This is a genomic window from Bacillus sp. FJAT-50079, from assembly GCF_018343515.1.
Lineage (GTDB): Bacteria > Bacillota > Bacilli > Bacillales > Bacillaceae_C > Lederbergia.
The window spans coordinates 434835-458292 of record NZ_JAGYPD010000002.1; the positions used below are offsets into that span (position 1 = coordinate 434835).

Here is a 23458-nt window from a genome sequence, read left to right on the forward strand (position 1 = left end):
TCATTCACCCGCTTCTGCCAACTCAATCAAACGTTGGATGCTTTGTTCACTTGATATTTGCTCATCGGTTTCCTGCTTCAAAAATGAAATAATATGTGGATACAATTTGATCGCTTCATCAATTTCCTTTGATGCACCCTTTTTATACGCTCCAATATTTATGAGATCTTCCGAGTTCATGTACGTGCTTAATAAGTCTCTAATTTTTTCTGAAGCCGTCCGATGCTCTTTCGTTGTTAAATGGTTCATAAGCCTACTTACACTTCTTAATACATTTAACGCAGGGTATTGCCCTTTATTTGCAAGCGTACGGTCGAGTACAATATGGCCGTCGAGAATCCCCCGCACTGCATCTGCAATCGGTTCATTCATATCATCGCCATCAACTAAAACCGTATAAAAAGCAGTAATCGTTCCTTTATCACTCGTTCCTGTTCTTTCGAGCAGTCTTGGTAAAATCGAAAATACAGACGGCGTATATCCCTTCGTCGCTGGTGGCTCACCAACCGCTAAGCCTACCTCACGTTGCCCCATCGCAACACGGGTTACGGAGTCCATCATAAACATGACATCATAGCCTTTATCACGGAAATATTCAGCAATGGCAGTGGCGGCAAATGCCCCTTTAATTCTCATTAATGGCGGTTGATCAGAAGTCGCTGCGATTACAATTGACTTTTTTAAGCCTTCTGGCCCTAAGTCACGCTCAATAAACTCCCTTACTTCACGCCCCCGTTCACCGATCAGTGCAATCACATTAATATCCGCTTTTGTATTTCTTGCAATCATCCCAAGTAAAGTACTTTTCCCCACTCCACTTCCGGCAAAAATGCCGAGCCTTTGCCCCTTTCCCACGGTTAAAAGACTATCAATTGCCTTCACCCCAACTTCTAAAACATCAGAAATCGGTGGTCTACTTAGTGGATTTGGCGGTGTACGATCGGTTGCGACGGTTTCCATATTAAGTGACATCGATGAGCCGTCAAGCGGACGACCTAATGAGTCAATCACTTTGCCGATTAACTCATGGCCTACTTTGATTTCCAGAGGTTTCCCCGTCGCCTCTACAAGGCTTCCTGGTGCAATATCCTGGATATCCGAATAAGGCATTAAGATGATGTTTTGTTCTTTAAAACCAACAACTTCTGCAATGATTTTTCTGCGTTTCGCTTTTCCGCCCACATGAATCATACATACATCTCCGATCGAACTTTCTGGACCTTGTGATTCAATCATCAGGCCGATCACACGGATTACCTTTCCGTAATGCTTATATGTATGTATGTCTTTTATGAAAGGAATCAAATCCTTCGCGTTCATTCAGCTTCACCTTCAAGCAACAGTTGTTTTAACTTTCCCCTTAACTCAACAAGCTGTGTGGAAATCGTCGCATCGATTTTCCCATTTTCCGATTCAATCACACACGAATATTCCGCTAGCTGAGCATCAGGATAAATAAAGCATTTGATTCCATTTGGAAAAATAGCGTCAAGCCCAGCCTTTTCTGCTAATAATTGTTCGTAGTTGGCTGGATGAACATGGATTTGGACTTCTTTATATTCTCGCGCTTCTTTCAACGCATGTTGGACGAGTGGGATAAATTTATCCTTGTCTTCATCTAAGCTACTGTGTAAAATTCGCTCGGCAACTGCAACTGCAAGCTCTAAAATCGTTTCTTCGGCTTTTTCTACATATTCTGTAAAAGCAGTCTTTGAATCATCTGTCACACGTTTCGCTAAATCGATCAAACTTTCGTATTCAAGAAAGCCACTTTCTTTTCCATCGCGTACGCCTTTTTGAAACCCATCCTCGTATGCTTTTTCCAGAACTGACTTTTTCTCATCTTCGATCGCAAGCCGCTCACGATCGATTTCTTGAAGCATATGGTGTTTCTGTCTTTCCGCATTAGTGATGATTGCTTTCGCCTCTTGCTCGGCATGTTCAATGATTCGTTGACGTTCTTCATAAGCGGATGAGTCAACTAGATCTTCGGCATTACTTACAGAATTTGTCCACGTTCTTACTTGAATGACTTTCGTTTTTTCTTGGTCTTTATGGAGCTCCGGTTGATATTTAATCAATCTAGACAATGATATCGTCTCCTCCACCACGAGCTACAATGATTTCTCCAATTTCCTCCAGTCGACGGACATTGCTAACTATTCTTGTCTGAGCTTCCTCGACATCACGAAGTCTAACAGGTCCCATAAATTCCATTTCCTCTTTAAACGTTTCAACCATCCGCGTGGACATATTGCGGAAAATAACGGCTTTTACGTCATCACTCGAAATTTTAAGAGCAAGCAATAGGTCTTCATTTTCACATTCACGGATAACACGTTGAATCGAGCGATTATCCAATGTAACGATATCCTCAAATACAAACATCCGCTTTTTAATCTCATCGGCAAGCTCTGGATCTTGGATCGCCAACGAATCTAGAATCGTTTTCTCTGTCGCACGATCGACGCCATTTAACACCTCGACAACCGCTTCGATTCCGCCCGTTTGTGTATAGTCTTGCGTCACCGTTGCGGAAAGCTTCCTTTCGAGGATCGCCTCTACTTCACTAATTACTTCTGGCGAAGTGCTATCCATGATCGCAATTCTTTTTGCAATATCTGCTTGAACTTCTTGCGGAAGCTCCGATAAAATTTGCCCCGCTTTTTCAGGGTCAAGATAAGATAAGATAAGTGCAATAGTTTGCGGATGCTCGTTTTGAATAAAATTTAAAATTTGGCTTGCATCCGCCTTTCGAGCAAAGTCGAAAGGCCTCACTTGCAAAGAAGATGTTAAACGATTTATGATTTCTATCGCTTGCTCTGCTCCAAGCGCTTTTTCCAACACGGTTTTTGCATAGCCAATACCACCTTGAGAAATATAGTCTTGAGCCATTGCAATATTATGAAACTCGTCCATCACTTCTTCTTTAGCTGAAGAGTCTACTTTTCTAACACCTGATATTTCAAGCGTCAACTTCTCCATTTCTTCTTCTGTCAAATGTTTATATACAGATGAGGCAACATCTGGACCGAGAGAGATGAGAAGGATGGCCGCTTTTTGTTTTCCTGTTAATTTACCATCTCTTCTAGACATAGCTTGACCTCCCCTAATCTTCGGTTATCCAAGTCCGCAATAACTTGGCAAACTCATCCGGTTTTTCCTTAGCAAGTTTTTCCAGTTGTTTTTTACGGACTCCTGCCTCTGTCACGACTTCCTCATTGACATCAGGAATATCAATTGGCGGAGAGTAGGTTTCCTCAATAGCCACTTCTTCATCCTGCTTTCCTTTTCGTCCTTTAATAACTAGGAAGACTAACAACGCAATCACTACAACTAATAAGCCGCCTACAACATACACCCACCATGGCAAAGCGATTGCCGGCACATTTGTGACTTCAGGTTTTCCGCTAAACGGCTGAACAGAAACGACGACTTTATTACGAATTGCTTCATCTGATATATCTGTCTCATAATCTTTATTAATGGATGTTCTTACAATCGTTGCAAGCATTTGTTGGATGTCTGCTCGTCTTTCTTCTGGGAATGTGTTCATATTTGTTGGATCTGGTGGTTCTACTAAAACTTGAATGCCTAGATCACGTATTTTATAAGGACTTTCGACAATTTCCTTTCGAATCCGATTGACCTCGTGATTCAAAGTTTCTTCCGTCTTTTCGTAATCGCCTGTCCCTTCAGTCATAGCCGGGTAATTTGTATTTCCACCTTCAGCAGGATCCGCCCCCTCCGGAATTCCTCCTTCTGGATCAGCCGTCCCCGTATAAGTTTCCGTAATTCTTTGGGCACTAATTGTTATGCCACGCATGTTTTCCTCATCTACTGGGGATACGAGGTTTTCTTCTCTATTTTCCTGTGTGAAATCAATATCTGCAGTGACAGAAGTCACAACTTTATCAAACCCGATCAATGTTCCTAGCATATTTTGAACTTGTCTCTGTATATCGCGTTCGATTTGCGCCTTTATTTGCATTTGCTGCGTATAACCATTTCCGGATTGATCATTATCCAGATCGAAATAATCCAAGTATTGGTTGCGAATCACAATATTTTCAGGCGGTAAATTAGGAATACTTTTTGATACGAGATGATATAAAGACTTGATTTGCTTTTCACTAAATTCGTGACCAGGCTTTGTGTTTAATACGATCGACGCAGATGCAAATTCATTGACATCACTAACGAAGATTCCTTTTTCGGGCATGTTAATCATGACCGTCGCATCATTGACTCCGTCGATTGTTTTTATTAATCCGGCAAGCTCTGTTTGCGTCGCGTCTAACTTCAAAATATTAAATTCATTATCAGTCATACCAAAACTTGCATTTTGACCAAAAAATGAGTAGTCAATATTGCCGGACTTCGGAATACCTTCCGCGGCAAGCTCAACCATTAATGTTTCTACATTTTCCTTAGGAACTTTGATCGTTGTTCCACCATTAGCAATCTCTGATTTAATCCCTTTTTCATCTAGACTTTCCTTAATCGAACCTGTTTCTGACGGTTTTAAATTTGTATATAAAGGTACTAACGTCGTCCTTGTTGCAAAATAGGATATCCCAATAATAAAAATAAGTGCAGTAATGACTGACCCAATTAATAATACCCTTTGATTGCCCGTCCTACTCGTCCAAAATTCTTTCATTATCGTTATGTACCTTTTTATTATCTCTTTCATTTAAAGGCCCCTTAGCTTACATACATTTATTCAATTTAAAAATGATTTTAGTAAGAAACTATTATACTTGCATTCTCATTATTTCTTGATATGCTTCGACTGCTTTATTACGAATTTCAAGTGCAGCCTGTAAAGTAATCGTTGCTTTTTGCGCCGCAATCATTACATCATGCAGTTCAATCTGCTCACCCATCGCAAGCTTTGTCGTCGCCGCATCAGATTGAAGCTGCGCCTCATTTACGTCATTGATCGCTGACTTCAATAATGTCGCAAAATTTTGTTTTGGTTCACCTTCGACACGATTCATATTAGCCTGAACTGAATTGATTTGATTACTAGATACAGCTTGAATTAGATTCAATTGATTCATGATATAAACGACTCCTTTAAATCACTACTTGCCAATTTCCATTGCCTTCATATACATCGACTTCGAAGCATTTAAAACTGTTACATTCGCTTCATACGAGCGAGTTGCACTGATTAAGTCAACCATCTCTCGCAACGGATCCACATTTGGCATTTGTACATACCCTTCTTCATTTGCATCTGGATGATCCGGATCATAAACGAGACGATACGGCGTTTCATCTTCAATGATTCTACTAACCTTTACCCCTTGTAAGTTGTTTGTACTCGTGTTAGTGCTTAGTGCAGATTGAAAGATTGATGAAAAAGACGACTCTTTCGGTTGCATGACGACCATTTTTCTCGTATACGGCTGCCATTCACCATTTACATAACTCCCTCTTGTCGTATCGACATTTGCCATATTTGAGGAAATAACATCCATTCTTAAACGATTTGCTGTTAATGCAGAAGAAGTAATATTCATACTATGAAAGATAGACATCTATTTTCCTCCTCTAATGACGTTTTGCAGCGTCGAAAATTTCCCATTTATTCTTTCAACTAATGCCTGGTAATAAATTTGATTCGCAGCCAAATCCGACATCTCTTTATCGATATCAACGTTATTACCATTATGGTGATAGGTTTGCTGTTTTACTTCATACATTGAGGTATGTTCGGAATTAGCTTGAATATGAAAATGTCGAGGATCACTTCGATAAGCATTTAGTGGTTTACCAGAGGCCTCACTTAGCATTTGCTTAAAAGAAACTTCTTTTCTTTTATAGTTTGGAACATCGACATTCGCGATATTTTGGGCTATTGCTTTTTGATTTAGCGACGAATACCCTAATGCATTTTCCAACAGATGTATATTCCCGGAGAATAACTTCAAATTTCGACACCCTCACTGAAAATCTCTAATTTTATTACGTAATCTCCTACCATTGTAATATTAATGCAATAAAACGTCCATACATCTCTAGTGAAATATGTGACAATATCCGACATTCCCTTAAAATTGGGTCTTTGAGCCTATTCTGATATTAGTAATAAATACCCTATTTTTATAAATTTGTTGACTATTTTTACCTATTAACTGATAAAATCGTAAAAATACGACAATCGAAAGTAGCATAGTTTTCCATAAATTAGATCATTTTCTATAAACCAGAAACAAAAAGTGGAACTACTTTTAAGAAGACGATAGAAAAATCGTTCATTACATTCGTTTAACAAATCGAAACAAAATAAACGAGGTACATGGACTTTCATTTGACGATTAATATGTAATAAAATGAATGACGTGTTAAATTAACGAAATTGTGGGAACGCGCGGAAAGAATCGTTTAGAGAGGAAATGAAAAATGCTATATGAATCGAATGAAGATCTTCCATTCATCATCTAAGTAAATATTTTTTTGAATAGAGGCATACACGCAATGTGGCGACTACAGCGGAAAAAGCACGTCAACGTGAGCTTCCTCTGGAACTTTTACAGGAACGAATCCCCAAATCGTCACAGCTTGTAGCAACGTCTTCATGAACAACATCCCGCTGACTTAAAGCGACTTGCCACTCAACCCTGTCGAAAGCGAAGTGCGGAGATTAAAAATCAACATCCGAGTTTAACGCAGAGTGAGTATCGAAAGAGGGCTCCAAGAGATCAGTTCCTCCGATCTTTTTAGCCAGCTCCATAAAATAGTTTATTGAAAACGCTTGACTAGAGGTAAAAATGCGCCTCAACGACTTTTACTTCTCACGTTGTATGTATATTACTAATTTCAACTAAAAAGAAAACAACTAAATGCTTACATTAAATAGTACTCAAAAATTAACATATTAAAAATCCAAAACATAAAAACAGGTGAAGAAACAACGTTCCTTCACCTGTTTATTTTAACCTACTGGAAAGATCTTTCTCCCAATTAGTTAGATTTAATTTTATCCAATTCTTTTAGGAATTTAGAATTCAATACTTTAATATACGTTCCTTTCATACCTAAAGAACGTGATTCAATAACACCAGCACTTTCAAGTTTTCTTAGTGCATTAACGATAACAGAACGAGTAATACCTACCCGATCAGCAATTTTCGATGCAACAAGCAAACCTTCACTGCCATTTAATTCTTCGAAAATATGTTCAATTGCTTCAAGTTCACTATATGATAATGAACTAATCGCCATTTGAACGACCGCTTTGCTTCTTGCTTCTTCTTCAATTTCTTCCGATTTCTCACGCAAGATTTCCATACCAACAACAGTAGCACCGTATTCAGCTAAAATAAGATCTGCATCTTGGAATTCTTGCTCAAGTCGAGCTAGAATCAATGTTCCTAAACGCTCACCGCCGCCAATAATCGGAACGATCGTTGTTAAACCTTTCGCAAATAAATCTTTGTTTTCAATTGGAAATGCTGTATATTCACTTTCAATATCTAAGTTCGGAGATGTTTCTAGCACATTGAATAGATTTCTTGTATATTCTTCAGGAAATTGACGATCTTCAAACATTTGTTTCATTCTTTCATTCTCAATTTGTTGATTTACAGCTAAACCGAGTAATTTCCCACGACGGCTCACGACAAACACGTTTGCACCGATCACATCACTTAATGTTTCCGCCATTTCTTTAAAATTAACTGGTTTTCCTGCGGCCTTTTGTAACATTGCGTTAATCTTTCTTGTTCTCGTTAATAAATCCATATGTTTTCCTCCTAATAATTCCAATATTCTTCATCGTTCTAAGTAATGCGACATATTTCGCCATTTCGATTAAAGTTTGAGAATGATATACGAATGGTAGTATCATTCCCGCACTCTGACCTATTCAAACTTTTTACAATATAAACTCACTTAAGTCTTTATTTGTTGCAATTGCACCTAATTTTTCATCAACATATTGTTTCGTAATTGTAATTTTCTCTAACGTCACTTCCGGCGCTTCAAATGATAAATCTTCGAGCAATTTTTCCATAATTGTGTGAAGCCTTCTCGCCCCGATATTATCTGTTTCCTGATTTACATTAAATGCGATTTCTGCAAGTCTATTGATAGCATCGTCAGAAAATTCGATTTGTATACCTTCCGTCTCCAATAATGCCGTATATTGTTTCAATAAAGCGTTGTCCGGCTCCGTTAAAATACTAACGAAATCTTCGACAGACAATTTATTTAACTCAACTCGAATCGGAAAACGCCCTTGAAGCTCTGGTATTAAATCAGATGGTTTCGCAATATGAAATGCCCCTGCTGCGATGAATAAAATATGATCGGTTTTCACAGGACCGTGCTTCGTAACAACGGTTGATCCTTCAACAATCGGTAAAATATCGCGTTGAACCCCTTCTCTCGAAACATCAGCTGAAGAAGATTGGTTGCCTTTGCTAGCGATTTTATCGATTTCATCAATAAAGATGATACCTGTTTGTTCAGCACGTGCAATCGCCGTTTGAGAGACTTCATCCATATCAATTAATTTTTGCGCCTCATCGTTCGTTAAAACAACACGCGCATCTTTGACAGGCAATGTCCGTTTTTTCATTTTCTTCGGCATGAGGCTGCCTAAGGCATCTTGCATATTCATGCCCATCTGTTCCATCCCTGATCCTTGTAACATATCGAACATCGATGGCTGCTGTTCTTCTACTTCAACTTGCACCATTTCGTTTTCAAGCTCGCCCGCAGCTAGTTTTTCTGAAATAACTTTCCTTTGTTCACGGATTGTATATTCCTGTTGTTTCTCTTGCTCACTATCATCATCTTGCTGCTGTCCACCAAAAATCATTTCAAATGGATTTTTAAACCCTTCTGCTTTCTTTTTTGATGGAACGAGTAACTCGACAAGACGGCGGTTCGCTTGTTTTTCTGCCCGCTCTCGGACCTCGAGCATTTTTTCTTCCTTAACGATTCTGACCGATGTTTCCATTAAATCGCGGACCATCGATTCAACATCACGACCAACATATCCTACTTCAGTAAATTTTGTCGCTTCCACTTTAATAAACGGAGCGCCAACTAGCTTCGCCATTCTTCTAGCAATTTCTGTTTTACCGACACCTGTTGGACCGATCATTAAAATGTTTTTCGGAATGATTTCATCGCGAATGGCAGGATCTAATAAACTGCGACGATAGCGATTGCGCAATGCGACTGCGACCGCTCTTTTCGCTTCTTTTTGACCAATGATATATTGATCCAGTTTTTCTACAATTTGTTTTGGAGTCATAGATGACCCTTTTTTATTAGCTCCCAAACTGGTCCCTCCTTACGCAATATAAGAAATCTCAATCGTCGATTCGATATTCGCCGGATGTTTATAAAAGAGACGTTACAATTCTTCCAAAATAATGTTCCGGTTCGTATACACACAAATATCAGCCGCGATTTCCAATGCAGCTTGCGCCATTTCCTTTGCGGTTAAATGATCGGATGCATAGTTTTTTAATGCTCTACCAGCAGCTAATGCATAATTGCCTCCAGAGCCAATCGCAAGAATTCCATCATCAGGTTCAATGACCTCACCAGTTCCTGAAACGAGCAAGAGGTGATCCTTATCCATCACGATCAACATCGCTTCTAATTTACGTAATACTTTATCGCTTCTCCACTCTTTTGCGAGCTCTACCGCAGCACGCTGCAAATTCCCATTAAACTCTTGTAATTTGCCTTCGAATTTCTCAAACAACGTAAAAGCATCCGCAACGGATCCTGCAAACCCTGCCAAAATCTTCCCATTAAATAACTTTCTCACCTTTTTTGCTGTATGCTTCATAACAACCGCATTTCCAAATGTCACTTGTCCGTCACCAGCCATCGCGCATTGTCCTTTATGCTGAACCGCAAAAATTGTTGTCGCATGGAATTGCCCCATCTTTTTTTCCTCCTAGCTTATATTGCTATGCCCGGGGATGATGATTCATATATGTTTTGCGCAAGTGTTCTTTTGTCACATGAGTATAAACCTGCGTTGAAGATAAATTTTCATGCCCGAGTAATTCCTGTACCGTACGCATATCTGCTCCGTTATTTAACATATGAGTTGCGAAGCTATGACGAAGCATATGCGGATGAATCTTTCCTGTTAACGAAGCTTCATCAATCACTTTCGTCAAAATATAGCGTACTCCACGAGCTGTTAATGGACCGCCCCGAGAATTAACGAAAAGATACTGATGATCTTCTCCTTGAATTAGATTGTTTCTCGCCTCTTCGATGTATGTAAGAAGGGCATCAAATGCAAAGCTTCCAAATGGAATATAGCGTTCTTTTCTTCCTTTTCCTTTTACTAAAATCGTGGAAAAATCAAAATCAACATCTTTTAATTGAATGTTCGTGCATTCACTTACACGAATTCCAGTTGCATATAATAATTCAATAAGCGCTAAATTACGTTTCCCTAATAAAGTAGGTATTGAGCATGCTGCAAATAAATGCTCCATTTCCTCTTCATAAAAAAAGTTAGGCAGCCTCGTTCCCGATTTTGGGTGAATTACTAATGCAAACGGATTTTCTTCAATGATTTTTTCCTTTAATAAAAATTTATAAAAGCTTCGCAAGCTTGAGATTTTCCTCGCTGCGCTTGAACGAGTATATTTTTTATTATACAGATCTGTTACGTATAATCGTGCGTCCAAATACTCAACATCCGAATAACGTTCGATCCCTTGTTCAGCCATGAACATAGAAAAATGCTCGATATCCTTCTTGTAAAAATCAATCGTATAATGTGAGTAATTTCGTTCAATCTGCAAATACTCAACAAAGGAGAAGACTGACTGATCAGAAAATTCTTTCACAGGCTCACCTCACAAAGACTTCTAAATTTTATCATAATTTAGTGGTCGTTGCAACGAATGTTACAAACTCTTCACAAAGTTTTGAATTGTTCGTAATGCTCTTTCGCCATACTGTTCATTTCTTGCTTTTTTATCTCTGATTTTCTCCGGCAGTTCAGGCAATAATCCGAAGTTGATATTCATCGGTTGAAAATTTTTCGAATTCGTCGCTGTAATATAGTGTGCAAGACTTCCCATTGTTGTTTCGTTCGGGAAAACGACCGGTTCCTCTCCATTCGCTAATCTTGCTGCATTAATTCCTGCCATTAATCCACTTGCAGCTGACTCAACATACCCTTCCACACCTGTCATTTGCCCAGCAAAAAATAATGTCGGACGAGCTTTAAATTGATATGTCGGCGCAAGCACTTTCGGAGAATTAATGAATGTGTTCCTATGCATGACTCCATAGCGAACGATTTCGACGTTTTCCAAACCTGGGATGAGTTGCAATACTTCTTTTTGTGGTCCCCATTTTAAATGTGTTTGAAAGCCAACAATATTATACAATGTTCCTGCTGCATCGTCCTGTCTAAGCTGAACAACTGCATACGGTCGTTTACCTGTTTTCGGATCTTCGAGTCCAACTGGCTTCAATGGGCCAAAAAGCATCGTTTTTCGCCCTCTTGCAGCCATGACTTCGATTGGCATGCACCCTTCAAAAAAGATTTCTTTTTCAAATTCTTTTAGCGGTACGGTTTCGGCTTCAATTAAAGCATCATAAAAGCGATTAAATTCTTCCTCTGTCATTGGACAGTTTAAGTATGCCGCTTCCCCTTTATCGTATCTTGATTTTAAATATACTTTATCCATATCAATGCTGTCTTTTTCGATAATTGGCGCAGCTGCATCATAAAAGTATAAATAATCTTCGCCTGTAAGTTCAAGTAATTGCTTTGAAAGCGCTGGACTTGTAAGCGGTCCAGTAGCAATGATTGTAATCCCTTCAGGTATTTCCGTTATTTCTTCATTATATACAGTAATAAGTGGATGATTCCTTACTTGTTCAGTAACATAGCCAGCAAACTCGTGGCGATCTACTGCAAGTGCACCACCTGCTGGTACAGATGACCGATCGGCAGCATTGATAATTACCGAATCAAGCATACGCATTTCTTCTTTTAACACACCAACTGCGTTTGCTAAAGTATTGGCCCGCAGTGAGTTTGAACATACAAGTTCAGCAAATTTATCCGTATGGTGGGCAGGTGTTTGCTTAACCGGTCTCATTTCGTACAGATTTACCGGAACTCCCCGTTTAGCAAGTTGCCATGCAGCTTCACTACCCGCAAGGCCTGCACCCACGATATTAACAGTTTGAACCATTTATTTACCTCCTGAAATTACCCAATGCGAGTAATAATTGAGTATTACTATTGCATTTTACACTATTGGCGGTCGAAATAAAAATGTTGCGCCTTTTTATTAACTTGAATATATAAGTTAAAATAACTAACATACATAAAAGTAGAAAATAAACACCGTTGATTTCCGTTCTAGGCGGGCGTTTTCTGAAGGTGGACAGGTAAGCCTCGGGCCATCAGGTTGTTGGTCACAGAGTCGCCGCCTTCCACTCCAAACAACTCTTTTAAAAAACGGTTAAATGATACTCTTACTTACAACTTATATAGCTTGCAAGTCCATATATTTTTGCGTTCTAGGAAGCTAGTTTAAATTACATACGTGATATGATTAAACATGAAAATCCACCAAAAGAACAAATCATTCTCCTTGGTGGATGCTAATAAGTTGAAATAAATCATTCAGCTAACCGCTGATTTCCGTTCCGCGCGGATGTTTTCCGCAGGCTCGGCTTTAGCCTTGGGCCCCAGGTTGTTGGTCACGAAGCCGTTGCCACAAGATGTGGTAACGGCTTCGTGACCTTAAACTGCGATCCAGCAGGGTCTTCAGCTTACGCTAGCCCCGCTAGTGTCACCGCCCCCCCGCTCCAATCAGCTGGAAAGTGTAAAATCATAAATTCAACATATATAATAAATCATTATTGCTGGGTATCTTCTTTGTAATCACATGCTGTACATTGAACTTGAATGCCTTTTTTCAGTTTCTTTTCAACCATCAAGCTATCACATTTTGGACATGGTCGTTCAATCGGTTTATCCCATGATACAAACTCACATTCTGGATAACGATCACAGCCATAAAAGATCCGATTTTTCTTGCTCTTTCTTTCAATCACTTGCCCTTCTTTACAAGCTGGACATGTAACACCGATTTGTTTTACGATCGCTTTTGTGTTTCGACAATCAGGGAAATTGCTACATGCCATAAATTTACCGAAACGCCCCATTTTGATTACCATTGGACTTCCGCATTTTTCACAATCTTCCCCAGCATACTCATCTTCTATTTCTACTTCTTTCATTTCTTCTTCGGCCTTTTTCAGATTGACTTCAAATGACTGATAGAACTCATCAATGATCGAAACCCATTTAATACTTCCTTCTTCAATGTGGTCAAGATCGTTTTCCATCTTCGCTGTAAACGCCACATCGATAATTTCCGGGAAGAATTCCATGATTAACTCTAGTACAATCTCACCAAGCTCGGTCGGAACAAAGCGCTTATTTTCAAGCGCAACATATCCACGTCTTTGAATTGTATCCAATGTTGGCGCATATGTTGATGGGCGTCCAATTCCTGACTCCTCTAATGTTTTTACGAGCCTAGCTTCTGTATATCTTGGAGGCGGTTGCGTAAAATGCTGCTTCGGATTAATATTCTCGGCAACTACTTCGTCACCTTCACTTAAATCTGGCAGTAAATTTTCTTTTTCCTCATGCTGATCGTCGGAGCCTTCCACATACACTTTCATAAATCCGGAAAACTTTACTTTTGAACCATTTGCTCGGAATGTTACCGGTCCATTTTGTAAATCAACAGACATCGTATCCATCACAGCTGGCGCCATTTGACTAGCAACAAAACGTTCCCAAATTAATTTATAAAGACGAAGCTGATCTCTGCTTAAATAAGCTTTTAAGGCGCTTGGTTCACGCATTGTGCTTGTCGGACGCACCGCCTCGTGCGCATCCTGAGATTTTCCTTTGTTTTTTGTCTTTTGTTTTTCGATCGTATACTCTTTCCCATATTTCGTCATGATATAATCAAGAGCCTCTGCTTGTGCCACTTCAGAAATTCGCGTTGAATCAGTTCTCATATACGTAATTAATCCAACAGTACCCTCTTTTCCAAGATCGATTCCTTCATATAATTGCTGGGCGAGCATCATCGTTTTCTTCGCTCGAAAATTTAGTTTCCGTGCTGCCTCTTGTTGTAAAGATGAAGTTGTAAAAGGCGGAGCCGGATTTCTCTTTCTTTCTTTTTTGACAACCGATTTTACTTTGAATGTATCTCCCGTTAGCTGATCAAGCACCGCATTTACGTCGGATTCCGAGCCTAACTTTAACTTTTTTCCGTCCATGCCATAAAATGCAGCTTGGAACGGTTTTTTTCCTTTAAGGAATGCTCCTTCGATCGACCAATACTCTTCTGGAATGAAATTTTTTATTTCGTTTTCACGATCAATAATAAGACGGACAGCCACTGATTGAACACGGCCAGCACTCAATCCTTTTTTCACTTTTTTCCAAAGCAATGGACTAATATTGTAACCGACAAGTCGATCTAAAATCCGCCGAGCTTGTTGGGCATCAACGAGGTCCATATTAATTGGACGCGGATGCTTAAACGACTCTTTAATAGCATCCTTTGTAATTTCATTAAATACGACTCGGCAATCCGAATCAATATCGACATCGAGACTATGGGCTAAATGCCAAGCGATTGCCTCACCTTCTCGATCCGGGTCAGCCGCGAGATAAATTTTCTTCGCTTTTTTTGCGGCCGTTCGCAATTCTTTCATAATCGGCCCTTTTCCACGAATCGTAATATATTTCGGCTCAAAGTTTTTTTCAACATCGACACCCATTTGGCTTTTTGGCAAATCACGCACATGCCCCATTGATGCCTTTACTTTATATTTTTTCCCTAAATATCGTTCTATCGTTTTCGCCTTCGCCGGCGATTCAACAATTACTAAGTAATCCGACATGCAAAATCCTCCCTAGAGGTATTCATTATTTCTTTATATTGTTCAAAAAACATACTCATATATAAATCAGAGTAAATACTATACGGATATCTAATTTTTGTCAATAAAGGAATGATGCGCCTTTACCGTCACATCTTTTGAAAAATTTATCCTACTCTCGAGGGAATTGCAAGTTTTTATGTTTTTATAAGTAAAAAAATCAATTAATCTACTATGATTTCATCTAAAATATCTTGAGCATTTAAGACGAGCTTCGCGCCTTGTTGAATCAGATGATTCGTGCCCGCGGAAAGAGGATGGTGTATTGGGCCAGGAACTGCAAATACCTCTCTCCCAGACTCAAGAGCGAAATCAGCGGTAATTAACGAACCACTTCGGCTTTTTGCCTGTACGACTAATGTTCCTTTCGCAAGGCCACTAATGATTCTGTTTCTCATTGGAAAATGCCATTTTTCTGGCTTTTGAATAGGTGGGTATTCCGAAACGAGTAAATGATCTTGCTTCATTTCATTTGCAAGCCGAAGATTTTCGCGGGGATATAAATGAAAAAATCCACCTCCTAATACAGCAATCGTCTTCCCTCCATGTTCAATTGTGCGCGCATGTGCCAACGTATCTGTTCCTTTCGCGAGCCCACTTACAATAACGAATCCGCGCTTTATTAGGGGAGGAATTAACAGGTCTAACGTTTCTTTTGCATATAAATTGGCGTCGCGTGCACCGACAACAGCAAACATATTCTTCTGTAAGAGCTGTTTATTTCCAATCGTAAATAAGACGAATGGCGGATCATGAATTTCCTTTAATATGGAGGGATATTCTTGATCTTCGAGATGTATGATTGAAATGCCTTTTGTTTCATACAACTTGAGTAATGCCTTTATTTTTAGCGACTGAAATTCATTTAAAAACGCTTTGATTTTAGGTGGTTCTAACTGCAATATTTGTTGAAATGTATCGATTGAGTAGGAATACAGATGTGTTAATCGAGGATCGTATGTGAGAAGTTTTTTTAGTGATCGATGTGTCAATGTGCGGCAATGAATCAGATGCAATAATTTTTCTCGAAAAATAGCAATCAACCTCATCTCATTTTTATCATCATGAAATAACCCCTCACCACGAGGGGTTATTTCACATGGTTTTAATGCGTTTTACACTTTTCGTATAATCCTTTTTCTTTCAATAATGTGATCATCGTTTCGCCAATTACTGCAGGTGTTTCAGCCACTTTAATGCCGCATTCTGTCATGACGCGCATTTTCTCAGCTGCTGTACCTTGTCCTCCGGAAATAATTGCACCAGCATGTCCCATACGCTTTCCTGGAGGTGCCGTTTGCCCGCCGATGAAGCCTACGACCGGCTTTTTCATGTTCACTCTTACCCATTCTGCTGCTTCTTCCTCAGCCGTACCGCCAATTTCCCCAAGCATAATAACCGCTTCCGTTTCGGGATCTTCATTAAACGCTTTTAGTACGTCAATAAAGTTCGTACCATTTACAGGGTCTCCACCGATTCCAACTGCTGTTGACTGCCCTACACCTGCTTGTGAAAGCTGATGAACGGCTTCATATGTCAACGTTCCGGAACGGGAAACAACCCCAACATGACCTTTCGTATGAATATACCCTGGCATGATGCCGATTTTACATTCCTCAGGCGTAATAACCCCAGGACAGTTTGGACCGACAAGACGCGTTTTCTTTCCTTCCATATAGCGCTTTACTTTTACCATATCAAGAACCGGAATATGCTCCGTGATACAGATCGCTAAATCAAGCTCTGCATCCACCGCTTCCATAATTGCATCCGCCGCAAATGGCGCTGGCACATAAATAACCGAAGCAGTTGCTCCAGTTGCTTTCACAGCTTCTGATACTGTATTAAACACCGGCACTCCAGCAGCTTCTGTCCCACCTTTACCAGGTGTTACCCCGCCGACAATTTTCGTGCCATATTCTAGCATTTGTTCTGTATGGAAAAGGGCTGTTGAGCCGGTAATTCCTTGAACAATGACTTTCGTATCTTTATTTACAAACACGCTCATGATTTTCCCTGCCTTTCAAATTTCTGGCTGCTTGATAAATTAGGAATTCCCTAAACAATAAGAAAACAATTGTGACATTTATCCAACAAGTTCAACGATTTTTTGTGCTCCGTCTGCCATTGATTCAGCAGCAATAATATTTAATCCTGATTCGTTCAAGATTTTCTTGCCAAGATCAACATTTGTTCCTTCTAAACGAACAACAAGTGGTACATCGAGGCTTACTTGCTTCGCAGCTTCGACAACACCTGTCGCAATGATGTCACATTTCATAATTCCACCGAAAATATTGACAAAAATTCCTTTCACATTATCATCGGAAAGAATAATTTTAAACGCTTCCGTTACCTTTTCAGCCGTAGCACCGCCACCAACATCAAGGAAATTCGCCGGATCGCCGCCGTAATGCTTAATGATATCCATTGTTGCCATCGCAAGCCCGGCACCATTTACCATACAGCCGATATTTCCATCAAGAGAAATATAGCTTAAGTCATATTTAGATGCTTCGATTTCTTTCTGATCTTCTTCATCAAGATCACGATACTCTAAAATATCTTTATGCTTGAATAAAGCGTTCGCATCAAAGTTTAGCTTTGCATCAAGTGCCATTACATTTCCGTCACCTGTTACAACGAGTGGATTGATTTCTGCAATCGAACAATCCTTTTCTTCGAACGCTTTGTAAAGGCTTAACATAAATTTAGCCGCTTTTCCGACTAATTCTTTTGGAATATTAATATTAAAAGCGATTCTGCGCGCTTGGAATCCAGTTAATCCAACAACTGGGTCAATCACTTCGTAAAAGATTTTTTCGGGTGTTGCCGCTGCAACTTCCTCAATTTCTGTTCCACCTTCTTCAGATGCCATTAAAACGATGCGATCGGTTGCACGGTCTACAACGATTCCAACATAATACTCTTTTTTAATATCGCATCCTTCTTCAATAAGAAGGCGCTTAACTTCCTTGCCTTCAGGACCCGTTTGCGGAGTTACTAGCGTTTTCCCTAGTATTTCATTCGCATATGTACGTACTTCTTCTAAATTTTTCGCGACTTTGACCCCGCCAGCTTTCCCTCTTCCACCGGCATGGATTTGCGCTTTCACTACACAAACATCACTTCCTAGTTCTTTCGCCGCCTCGACTGCCTCATCAACGGTGAAAGCAACTTTACCTGAAGGTACAGTTACCCCATACTTTCTGAGGATTTCTTTACCTTGATACTCATGGATATTCATTTCCCATCCTCCTGTCAAACTCTTAGAAAAAATAGATTGCTATTTAATTGTATTAAAAGCAAAGAAAGATGTCCACCTTTATCGACTGAAAGCAATATTATTCGGAGTGTTTCTTATCTAATTGATAGACAAACGTGAACACCTCTGCGACCGCTTTATATAATTCCTCTGGAATCGCTTCATTTACGTGTAGCTGCCCTAATAATTCAACAAGTGAAGCATCTTCTTGAACAGGGATATGATGCTCCTTTGCTTTTTCTAATATATTTTCTGCAATCATTCCTTTTCCTTTAGCAACGACAATAGGGGCCAATTCTGTTTCCTGCTCATACTTTAAAGCGATTGCTTCTTTTCTGTTTATTTTCCGATCATCCTTTTTCATATGCGTATATCCACTCCATGATAGGCGGAATTGCCTCGCTCATATGTTTTCTTCATTGGATTGTTTGCGTTGTTTGCAAATGGTTTAAAATGAACCGCTGATAATTGATAATTTAATTGCAATAATCGATCTTTCAATGCCGGTATAAATGACTGAGCCGCTTCTTTTAACATAGGTGAATGGTTCATCACATTTACGATAACGACCCGATTTTGCACTTGCATTTCAACAACCGTTTCTTTTAATGATTCAAGCTCCAAATAAAAAAGAATTCGGCAAAAATCCGGATCGATTTGACCACTCTCATTTCGCTTTCCTTCCCATTGGATCGTTAGCTCTGTGTTATATCCGGCAAATTGGATTGGTACTTCATAAACAATATGCTGGATTGGTCCATTTTCATAGGATAATAATTGTTGACCATTCATACGCATTAATAATTGCTCGGCTACATGTTTTGATGTGGTAGATGGGGTAGCTTCTTGGATATATTTGATGAGAAGCGGCTTTAGCGATTGATTTATTTCATGCTTATTAATCGATGGATCAGTGATGTCCCTTTCATAAAATAACCCAAGCCGGCTAACCGCTTGTTTCATTTGCCGCAAAGCATCTTCCGCATTTTGTTGCTTATTCGTATTGATTCCATTCTCCTGATCCCATTTTTGTAAAAATGAGCTTAATTCCCGTGCCGCGCCACTCATTTGTTGTTCCCTAGTAAATTCCGCTTGCAATGACTGCAATAAGGTTCCTGTCGTTACATCATTACGGGCAGTGAGCAGGGAAGTAAAAACGGCTTCTGTAAGCGGCATTCCCCTTTGAACGATATGCTTCAATGTTTGCAATCCTAATGGGGTGTTTTTCGTTTGCTTTATAAGCTCTCCAGCTCGCATAATTTCCTCCTTGGAAAGCAAGAGAGGATTACTCATTAAAAATTGAGCGAGCATGCGATTTTGTTTATCATTTGGAATCGACAGTTGTTGAAGCAATGCCGTCGGGCTATTATCTTTCACTCCACTTTCTCGGGTTGCTAGCAGTTTTAATCGTTGTTCTCCATCATCGGAATTAACTTGAAGCCAGTACCCTTCTCCTTGCTTGAGAGCTACTTCAAGCTTGGCAATGATTGTCTGTCCACCGATTTGTATTTTCGCGAGTTGGTTGGGGAATAGTTGCTGTACCTTCCCATAAAAAATTTGTCCTGGCTTAAAGCTTATATTCCCAGCCGGCAGCATATCAGGAAAGAATGTTTTTAACGCTGTTTCGATCTTCATCTCTTCACCTCTAGGCGATCATTTCATTGATTTGATTGGTTCAAAACTTTTTCGATGAATCGGACATGCGCCAAATGCGTCGATTGCAGCTAGATGTGCTTTCGTTCCGTAACCCATATGTTGAGCAAATCCATATCCAGGGTATTGCTTGTCATATTCGGCCATCATTCGGTCACGAGTAACCTTTGCAATGATCGAGGCTGCCGCAATCGATATGCTATTTGCATCTCCCTTTACGATACTTTGTTCTGTATATGGAGTGTTTAGATGAAGAGCATCGATCAATAACAGATCCGGCTCTTGTGATAGCTGTTTAATCGCTTGAAGCATTGATTTTTTCGTTGCCTCAAAAATGTTGATCTGGTCAATTTCGTCCGAATAAATGACACCAATTCCAATTGCAACTGCCTCTTCTTTAATTTGTTCATAGAGTTTATTGCGGTTTTTTCCACTCATTTTCTTTGAATCATCTAATCCTTCTATGTATTGATCTGGTCTTAATATGACCGCAGCTGAAACGACTGGGCCAGCAAGAGGACCGCGCCCCACTTCATCAATGCCTGCGATCCATTCAAATCCTTCTTTTCTTGCTGCTATTTCATACTGGGACATATGAATGAACCGTTGCTTTTTTTCCTCACGAATTTGGTGTTCACGCTGCCATTTTTTTAGGAGAGATTGAACACCTTTCCTTGAATCTTCGGCAAGCTCAACGAAAATTGGATCATTTTCATCAGTTATGTTTGCTATTATATCTTTTATTTCCTGAATTGCGATTGATTTCATTTCTTACACCAGCTTTTTATTGATTTGAAAAAATAAGATCCCGAAATGGGTCACTGAAATGCTTTTAAATTGGGTGTTGATTTGCGCTTCAGGCACTTCGCCTTCCGCTCCAATCAACGTTTAAAAATTCGTTAAAACTTCCAACAGAACCAAAATAAAGATAAATTGTTAAATCATTTTTTTGCAACATAAGGCTGTCGCAACAAGAAGTTGATTTTTAAATTCAATTAGCACCCTAAATGTGCAGTGTAAAACGTATATTAAAACCATTGAATGAAAAAGATGCATAAAAAAATGACTCTAAATTCAAAATTTCGAACTTTTAAAGTCACTTTTAAGTTACCAATTCTTTTTATTGATTTAAAGCAAGTTCCGTTGATTGTACGACTCCAGCGGGTATTAGCGGTAAACGCGAGACCCCACAGGAGCACAATTTAAGGAACGAAGCCTAAAGTCGCCACATCGTGTGGCAACGGCTTCATGACTAACATCCTGTTGGCCCGGGGCTCACGCCCCCCGGAAAGCATCCGCCTGGAGCGGAAATCAACAGCATTCCACATGACCCCTATATATATCGCAGGACCTTTAATACCTTCCGTTAGTGTGATCTTTAAATCGGGCTTTGTTCAGGCAAATCAAACGTAATCGGTCCAAATTTTTGTGACCTTAAATCTCTGACGATTAGCTCCGCTGTTTTATCATAATCAACTTCACCTGCCGAGGCTAAGCAGCCGCGCAGTATGGCGATTTGATCAAAGAGCTCGACGATCTCATCCGGGATCTTTGAAAGCTGATAGCGCTCCTTTAAGCGCTCTGGATGAAATTCCTCTAGATAGCGTAAACCAAAGACAGCAATATCTTGCATGCTTAATAATTGATCTTTTATTGCTCCTGTTAAAGCAAGCTTATACCCAACTTCCGGGTCTTCGAATTTTGGCCATAAAATCCCGGGTGTATCTAGTAATTCTAGCTCTTTTCCGACCTTGATCCACTGCTGCGCTCTTGTCACACCAGGGGTATTTCCTGTTTTAGCGATGTTTCTTTTCGCTAGGCGGTTAATAAGTGTTGATTTTCCCACATTAGGAATCCCAATAATCATCGCTCGAATCGCTCGCGGTTTAATCCCTCGTGCTTTTTGGCGATTCCGCTTTTCTTCAAGAAGCGATTGGGCCGCCTTCACGATTTCCTTCATACCGGTGCCCGCTTGGGAATTAATCGCTAAAGCTGTTATTTGATGTTCTGCGAAATGAGCAATCCATTTGCGCGTTTTTTCTTGATCGGCCATATCTGCTTTATTTAATAAGACGAGACGTGGCTTTTGCTGAATGATTTCGCCTAACATCGGGTTTGACGATGATATCGGAATTCGAGCATCAACAAGCTCAAACACAATATCTACTAATTTTAGCTTTTCCGTTACTTCCCGGCGGGCTTTTGCCATATGCCCAGGAAACCATTGAATCGTCATATTTATTCTCTCCTACTTCACAAGTCTAATATCTTTTACCGGCCAATAGACAATTTTCGTATCACCAATGATGGCGCTCATATCAATCGTTCCGATATGTCTGCTATCTTTACTAAAGCGGCGATTGTCACCCATGACGAATACTTGCCCTTCTGGGACCGTTACATGTCCTCCTGGGAGCTCTTCTAGCTTAAAGTCAGGAGTTAACAACCCTTCCGTAATTTGGCTTTTATACACATCCAAATATGGTTCTTCAAATGGCTCGCCATTAATATATAAAACATCGTTTCGATACTCGACGGTATCACCAGGCAAACCAATTACGCGTTTAATATAATCTTTTTGTTCTGGAGCATGAAACACAACAATATCAAATCGATCGGGCTTCCCTAATTTATTGACGATCATCCGATCTCCGTTATGAAGGGTCGGCATCATCGATGAGCCATCAACCACGATCGGAGCAAATAGGAAATAGCGAATCACTACCGCCAAACCAATTGCAATTAATAATGCCTTTGTCCATTCCCAAATCTCATTTTTCTCTTTTGTCATCATTTCACCGTCCAATTCAATACTAGAAACCGACATATGTATCATTTCTTACATGTATTCCCTATTGTACAGGAAAACGAACCTTATTTCCAAAAGGAATGTTTAGGAAGCACAAGGTCCATTTAGTGATGGAATCATTTGATCTATAAATATGAAAAGGAGCTTGTCAATAAGCTCCTTTTCTTGAATCTCTTCATTTCATCCAGCGGGCAGTATACTGATCTATACGGCATCCATGCTGTATTATTATCGAATTTCTTTGATACGAGCTGCTTTACCACGTAATTTACGTAAGTAGTAAAGTTTAGCACGGCGAACCTTACCGCGACGCACGACATCAATTTTCGCAATTCGTGGAGTGTGTACAGGGAAAGTACGCTCAACTCCTACACCGTAAGAGATTTTGCGGACTGTGAATGTTTCACTGATCCCGCCTCCGCGACGCTTAATCACAACACCTTCAAACAACTGGATTCTTTCGCGTGTTCCCTCAACAACTTTAACGTGAACACGAACAGTATCTCCAGGACGGAAAGATGGTAGATCATTGCGAAGTTGGTCTTTTGTAATTTCTTCAATAATTTTGTGCATCGAATTCATCTCCTTCCAACCGAAGCTCTTGCATACGTAAAAACATGCAGCGGAACAACGTTGTTTCGAACTAGAATGGGTCAACCCTCCCTAGCCACTCAATTATAATAGCATATGAGCAAAGTGAATGCAATTGCTATTTTGTAAAGTTTACGCTATTC

General features: G+C 39.8%; 22 protein-coding genes. All 22 read right to left on the minus strand.

All coding sequences use genetic code 11. From position 1 onward, the window contains the following. Window positions 1–1320: a flagellar protein export ATPase FliI gene (gene fliI, locus KHA95_RS06075; protein ID WP_213136592.1), complete on the minus strand. Its 1320-nt coding sequence runs from the start codon at window positions 1318–1320 to the stop codon at window positions 1–3. Continuing rightward, window positions 1317–2090: a flagellar assembly protein FliH gene (gene fliH / locus KHA95_RS06080; protein WP_213136593.1), complete on the minus strand. Its 774-nt coding sequence runs from the start codon at window positions 2088–2090 to the stop codon at window positions 1317–1319. The genes fliI and fliH overlap by 4 nt, the downstream gene beginning before the upstream one ends. Beyond that, the gene (gene fliG / locus KHA95_RS06085) at window positions 2083–3096 is read right to left on the minus strand and encodes a flagellar motor switch protein FliG (RefSeq protein WP_213136594.1); all 1014 of its coding nucleotides are present in this window, start codon (window positions 3094–3096) and stop codon (window positions 2083–2085) included. The genes fliH and fliG overlap by 8 nt, the downstream gene beginning before the upstream one ends. 13 nt (window positions 3097–3109) lie before the next feature. Beyond that, window positions 3110–4696 carry a flagellar basal-body MS-ring/collar protein FliF gene (gene fliF / locus KHA95_RS06090; protein WP_213136595.1) on the minus strand — a complete coding sequence of 529 codons (1587 nt, stop codon included), beginning with the start codon at window positions 4694–4696 and terminating at the stop codon, window positions 3110–3112. A 61-nt stretch (window positions 4697–4757) separates the two neighbouring features. Beyond that, the gene (gene fliE, locus KHA95_RS06095) at window positions 4758–5003 is read right to left on the minus strand and encodes a flagellar hook-basal body complex protein FliE (RefSeq protein ID WP_249316677.1); all 246 of its coding nucleotides are present in this window, start codon (window positions 5001–5003) and stop codon (window positions 4758–4760) included. 87 nt (window positions 5004–5090) lie between these two features. Next, window positions 5091–5549, minus strand: coding sequence for a flagellar basal body rod protein FlgC (gene flgC / locus KHA95_RS06100; protein WP_213136597.1), 459 nt, complete (start codon window positions 5547–5549; stop codon window positions 5091–5093). Beyond that, window positions 5550–5942, minus strand: a complete 393-nt coding sequence (gene flgB / locus KHA95_RS06105; protein WP_213136598.1) for a flagellar basal body rod protein FlgB — start codon at window positions 5940–5942, stop codon at window positions 5550–5552. Between the two features lie 1033 nt (window positions 5943–6975). Then, window positions 6976–7755: a GTP-sensing pleiotropic transcriptional regulator CodY gene (gene codY / locus KHA95_RS06110; protein WP_213136599.1), complete on the minus strand. Its 780-nt coding sequence runs from the start codon at window positions 7753–7755 to the stop codon at window positions 6976–6978. Between the two features lie 133 nt (window positions 7756–7888). Further along, entirely contained in the window at window positions 7889–9277 is a 1389-nt protein-coding gene (hslU, locus tag KHA95_RS06115) for an HslU--HslV peptidase ATPase subunit (RefSeq protein ID WP_213136922.1), read from the minus strand. 102 nt (window positions 9278–9379) lie between these two features. Then, entirely contained in the window at window positions 9380–9922 is a 543-nt protein-coding gene (gene hslV, locus KHA95_RS06120) for an ATP-dependent protease subunit HslV (protein WP_213136600.1), read from the minus strand. Between the two features lie 25 nt (window positions 9923–9947). After that, complete coding sequence (gene xerC / locus KHA95_RS06125) at window positions 9948–10847, minus strand: tyrosine recombinase XerC (protein WP_213136601.1); 900 nt, start codon at window positions 10845–10847, stop codon at window positions 9948–9950. Between the two features lie 60 nt (window positions 10848–10907). Continuing rightward, window positions 10908–12212, minus strand: a complete 1305-nt coding sequence (gene trmFO, locus KHA95_RS06130) for an FADH(2)-oxidizing methylenetetrahydrofolate--tRNA-(uracil(54)-C(5))-methyltransferase TrmFO (RefSeq protein ID WP_213136602.1) — start codon at window positions 12210–12212, stop codon at window positions 10908–10910. A gap of 673 nt (window positions 12213–12885) precedes the next feature. Next, the gene (gene topA / locus KHA95_RS06135; RefSeq protein WP_213136603.1) at window positions 12886–14958 is read right to left on the minus strand and encodes a type I DNA topoisomerase; all 2073 of its coding nucleotides are present in this window, start codon (window positions 14956–14958) and stop codon (window positions 12886–12888) included. Between the two features lie 203 nt (window positions 14959–15161). Further along, window positions 15162–16040, minus strand: a complete 879-nt coding sequence (dprA, locus tag KHA95_RS06140; RefSeq protein WP_249316611.1) for a DNA-processing protein DprA — start codon at window positions 16038–16040, stop codon at window positions 15162–15164. A 62-nt stretch (window positions 16041–16102) separates the two neighbouring features. Further along, on the minus strand, window positions 16103–17005 hold the full coding sequence (gene sucD / locus KHA95_RS06145) for a succinate--CoA ligase subunit alpha (protein WP_213136604.1): 903 nt from the start codon (window positions 17003–17005) through the stop codon (window positions 16103–16105). 78 nt (window positions 17006–17083) lie between these two features. Then, on the minus strand, window positions 17084–18244 hold the full coding sequence (gene sucC, locus KHA95_RS06150; protein ID WP_213136605.1) for an ADP-forming succinate--CoA ligase subunit beta: 1161 nt from the start codon (window positions 18242–18244) through the stop codon (window positions 17084–17086). Between the two features lie 97 nt (window positions 18245–18341). After that, a complete protein-coding gene (locus KHA95_RS06155; RefSeq protein WP_213136606.1) occupies window positions 18342–18626 on the minus strand; it encodes an EscU/YscU/HrcU family type III secretion system export apparatus switch protein in 285 nt (94 codons plus the stop codon). Further along, entirely contained in the window at window positions 18623–19897 is a 1275-nt protein-coding gene (locus KHA95_RS06160; RefSeq protein ID WP_213136607.1) for a hypothetical protein, read from the minus strand. The genes KHA95_RS06155 and KHA95_RS06160 overlap by 4 nt, the downstream gene beginning before the upstream one ends. Before the next feature lie 18 nt (window positions 19898–19915). Beyond that, window positions 19916–20683 carry a ribonuclease HII gene (locus tag KHA95_RS06165; protein ID WP_213136608.1) on the minus strand — a complete coding sequence of 256 codons (768 nt, stop codon included), beginning with the start codon at window positions 20681–20683 and terminating at the stop codon, window positions 19916–19918. 610 nt (window positions 20684–21293) lie between these two features. Then, window positions 21294–22151, minus strand: coding sequence for a ribosome biogenesis GTPase YlqF (gene ylqF, locus KHA95_RS06170; RefSeq protein WP_213136609.1), 858 nt, complete (start codon window positions 22149–22151; stop codon window positions 21294–21296). Between the two features lie 12 nt (window positions 22152–22163). Beyond that, a complete protein-coding gene (gene lepB / locus KHA95_RS06175; RefSeq protein ID WP_213136924.1) occupies window positions 22164–22706 on the minus strand; it encodes a signal peptidase I in 543 nt (180 codons plus the stop codon). Between the two features lie 246 nt (window positions 22707–22952). Further along, window positions 22953–23297, minus strand: a complete 345-nt coding sequence (gene rplS / locus KHA95_RS06180) for a 50S ribosomal protein L19 (RefSeq protein WP_213136610.1) — start codon at window positions 23295–23297, stop codon at window positions 22953–22955. Window positions 23298–23458 lie beyond the last annotated feature (161 nt).

Bases quoted from the DNA above. Each gene is read 5' to 3' on its own strand.
- fliI (WP_213136592.1), bottom strand. From the start codon at position 1,320: ATGAACGCGAAGGATTTGATTCCTTTCATAAAAGACATACATACATAT.
- fliG (WP_213136594.1), bottom strand. From the start codon at position 3,096: ATGTCTAGAAGAGATGGTAAATTAACAGGAAAACAAAAAGCGGCCATC.
- fliF (WP_213136595.1), bottom strand. From the start codon at position 4,696: ATGAAAGAGATAATAAAAAGGTACATAACGATAATGAAAGAATTTTGG.
- fliE (WP_249316677.1), bottom strand. From the start codon at position 5,003: ATGAATCGTGTCGAAGGTGAACCAAAACAAAATTTTGCGACATTATTG.
- flgC (WP_213136597.1), bottom strand. From the start codon at position 5,549: ATGTCTATCTTTCATAGTATGAATATTACTTCTTCTGCATTAACAGCA.
- codY (WP_213136599.1), bottom strand. From the start codon at position 7,755: ATGGATTTATTAACGAGAACAAGAAAGATTAACGCAATGTTACAAAAG.
- hslU (WP_213136922.1), bottom strand. From the start codon at position 9,277: ATGACTCCAAAACAAATTGTAGAAAAACTGGATCAATATATCATTGGT.
- hslV (WP_213136600.1), bottom strand. From the start codon at position 9,922: ATGGGGCAATTCCATGCGACAACAATTTTTGCGGTTCAGCATAAAGGA.
- trmFO (WP_213136602.1), bottom strand. From the start codon at position 12,212: ATGGTTCAAACTGTTAATATCGTGGGTGCAGGCCTTGCGGGTAGTGAA.
- topA (WP_213136603.1), bottom strand. From the start codon at position 14,958: ATGTCGGATTACTTAGTAATTGTTGAATCGCCGGCGAAGGCGAAAACG.
- sucD (WP_213136604.1), bottom strand. From the start codon at position 17,005: ATGAGCGTGTTTGTAAATAAAGATACGAAAGTCATTGTTCAAGGAATT.
- sucC (WP_213136605.1), bottom strand. From the start codon at position 18,244: ATGAATATCCATGAGTATCAAGGTAAAGAAATCCTCAGAAAGTATGGG.
- KHA95_RS06155 (WP_213136606.1), bottom strand. From the start codon at position 18,626: ATGAAAAAGGATGATCGGAAAATAAACAGAAAAGAAGCAATCGCTTTA.
- KHA95_RS06160 (WP_213136607.1), bottom strand. From the start codon at position 19,897: ATGAAGATCGAAACAGCGTTAAAAACATTCTTTCCTGATATGCTGCCG.
- KHA95_RS06165 (WP_213136608.1), bottom strand. From the start codon at position 20,683: ATGAAATCAATCGCAATTCAGGAAATAAAAGATATAATAGCAAACATA.
- ylqF (WP_213136609.1), bottom strand. From the start codon at position 22,151: ATGACGATTCAATGGTTTCCTGGGCATATGGCAAAAGCCCGCCGGGAA.
- lepB (WP_213136924.1), bottom strand. From the start codon at position 22,706: ATGACAAAAGAGAAAAATGAGATTTGGGAATGGACAAAGGCATTATTA.
- rplS (WP_213136610.1), bottom strand. From the start codon at position 23,297: ATGCACAAAATTATTGAAGAAATTACAAAAGACCAACTTCGCAATGAT.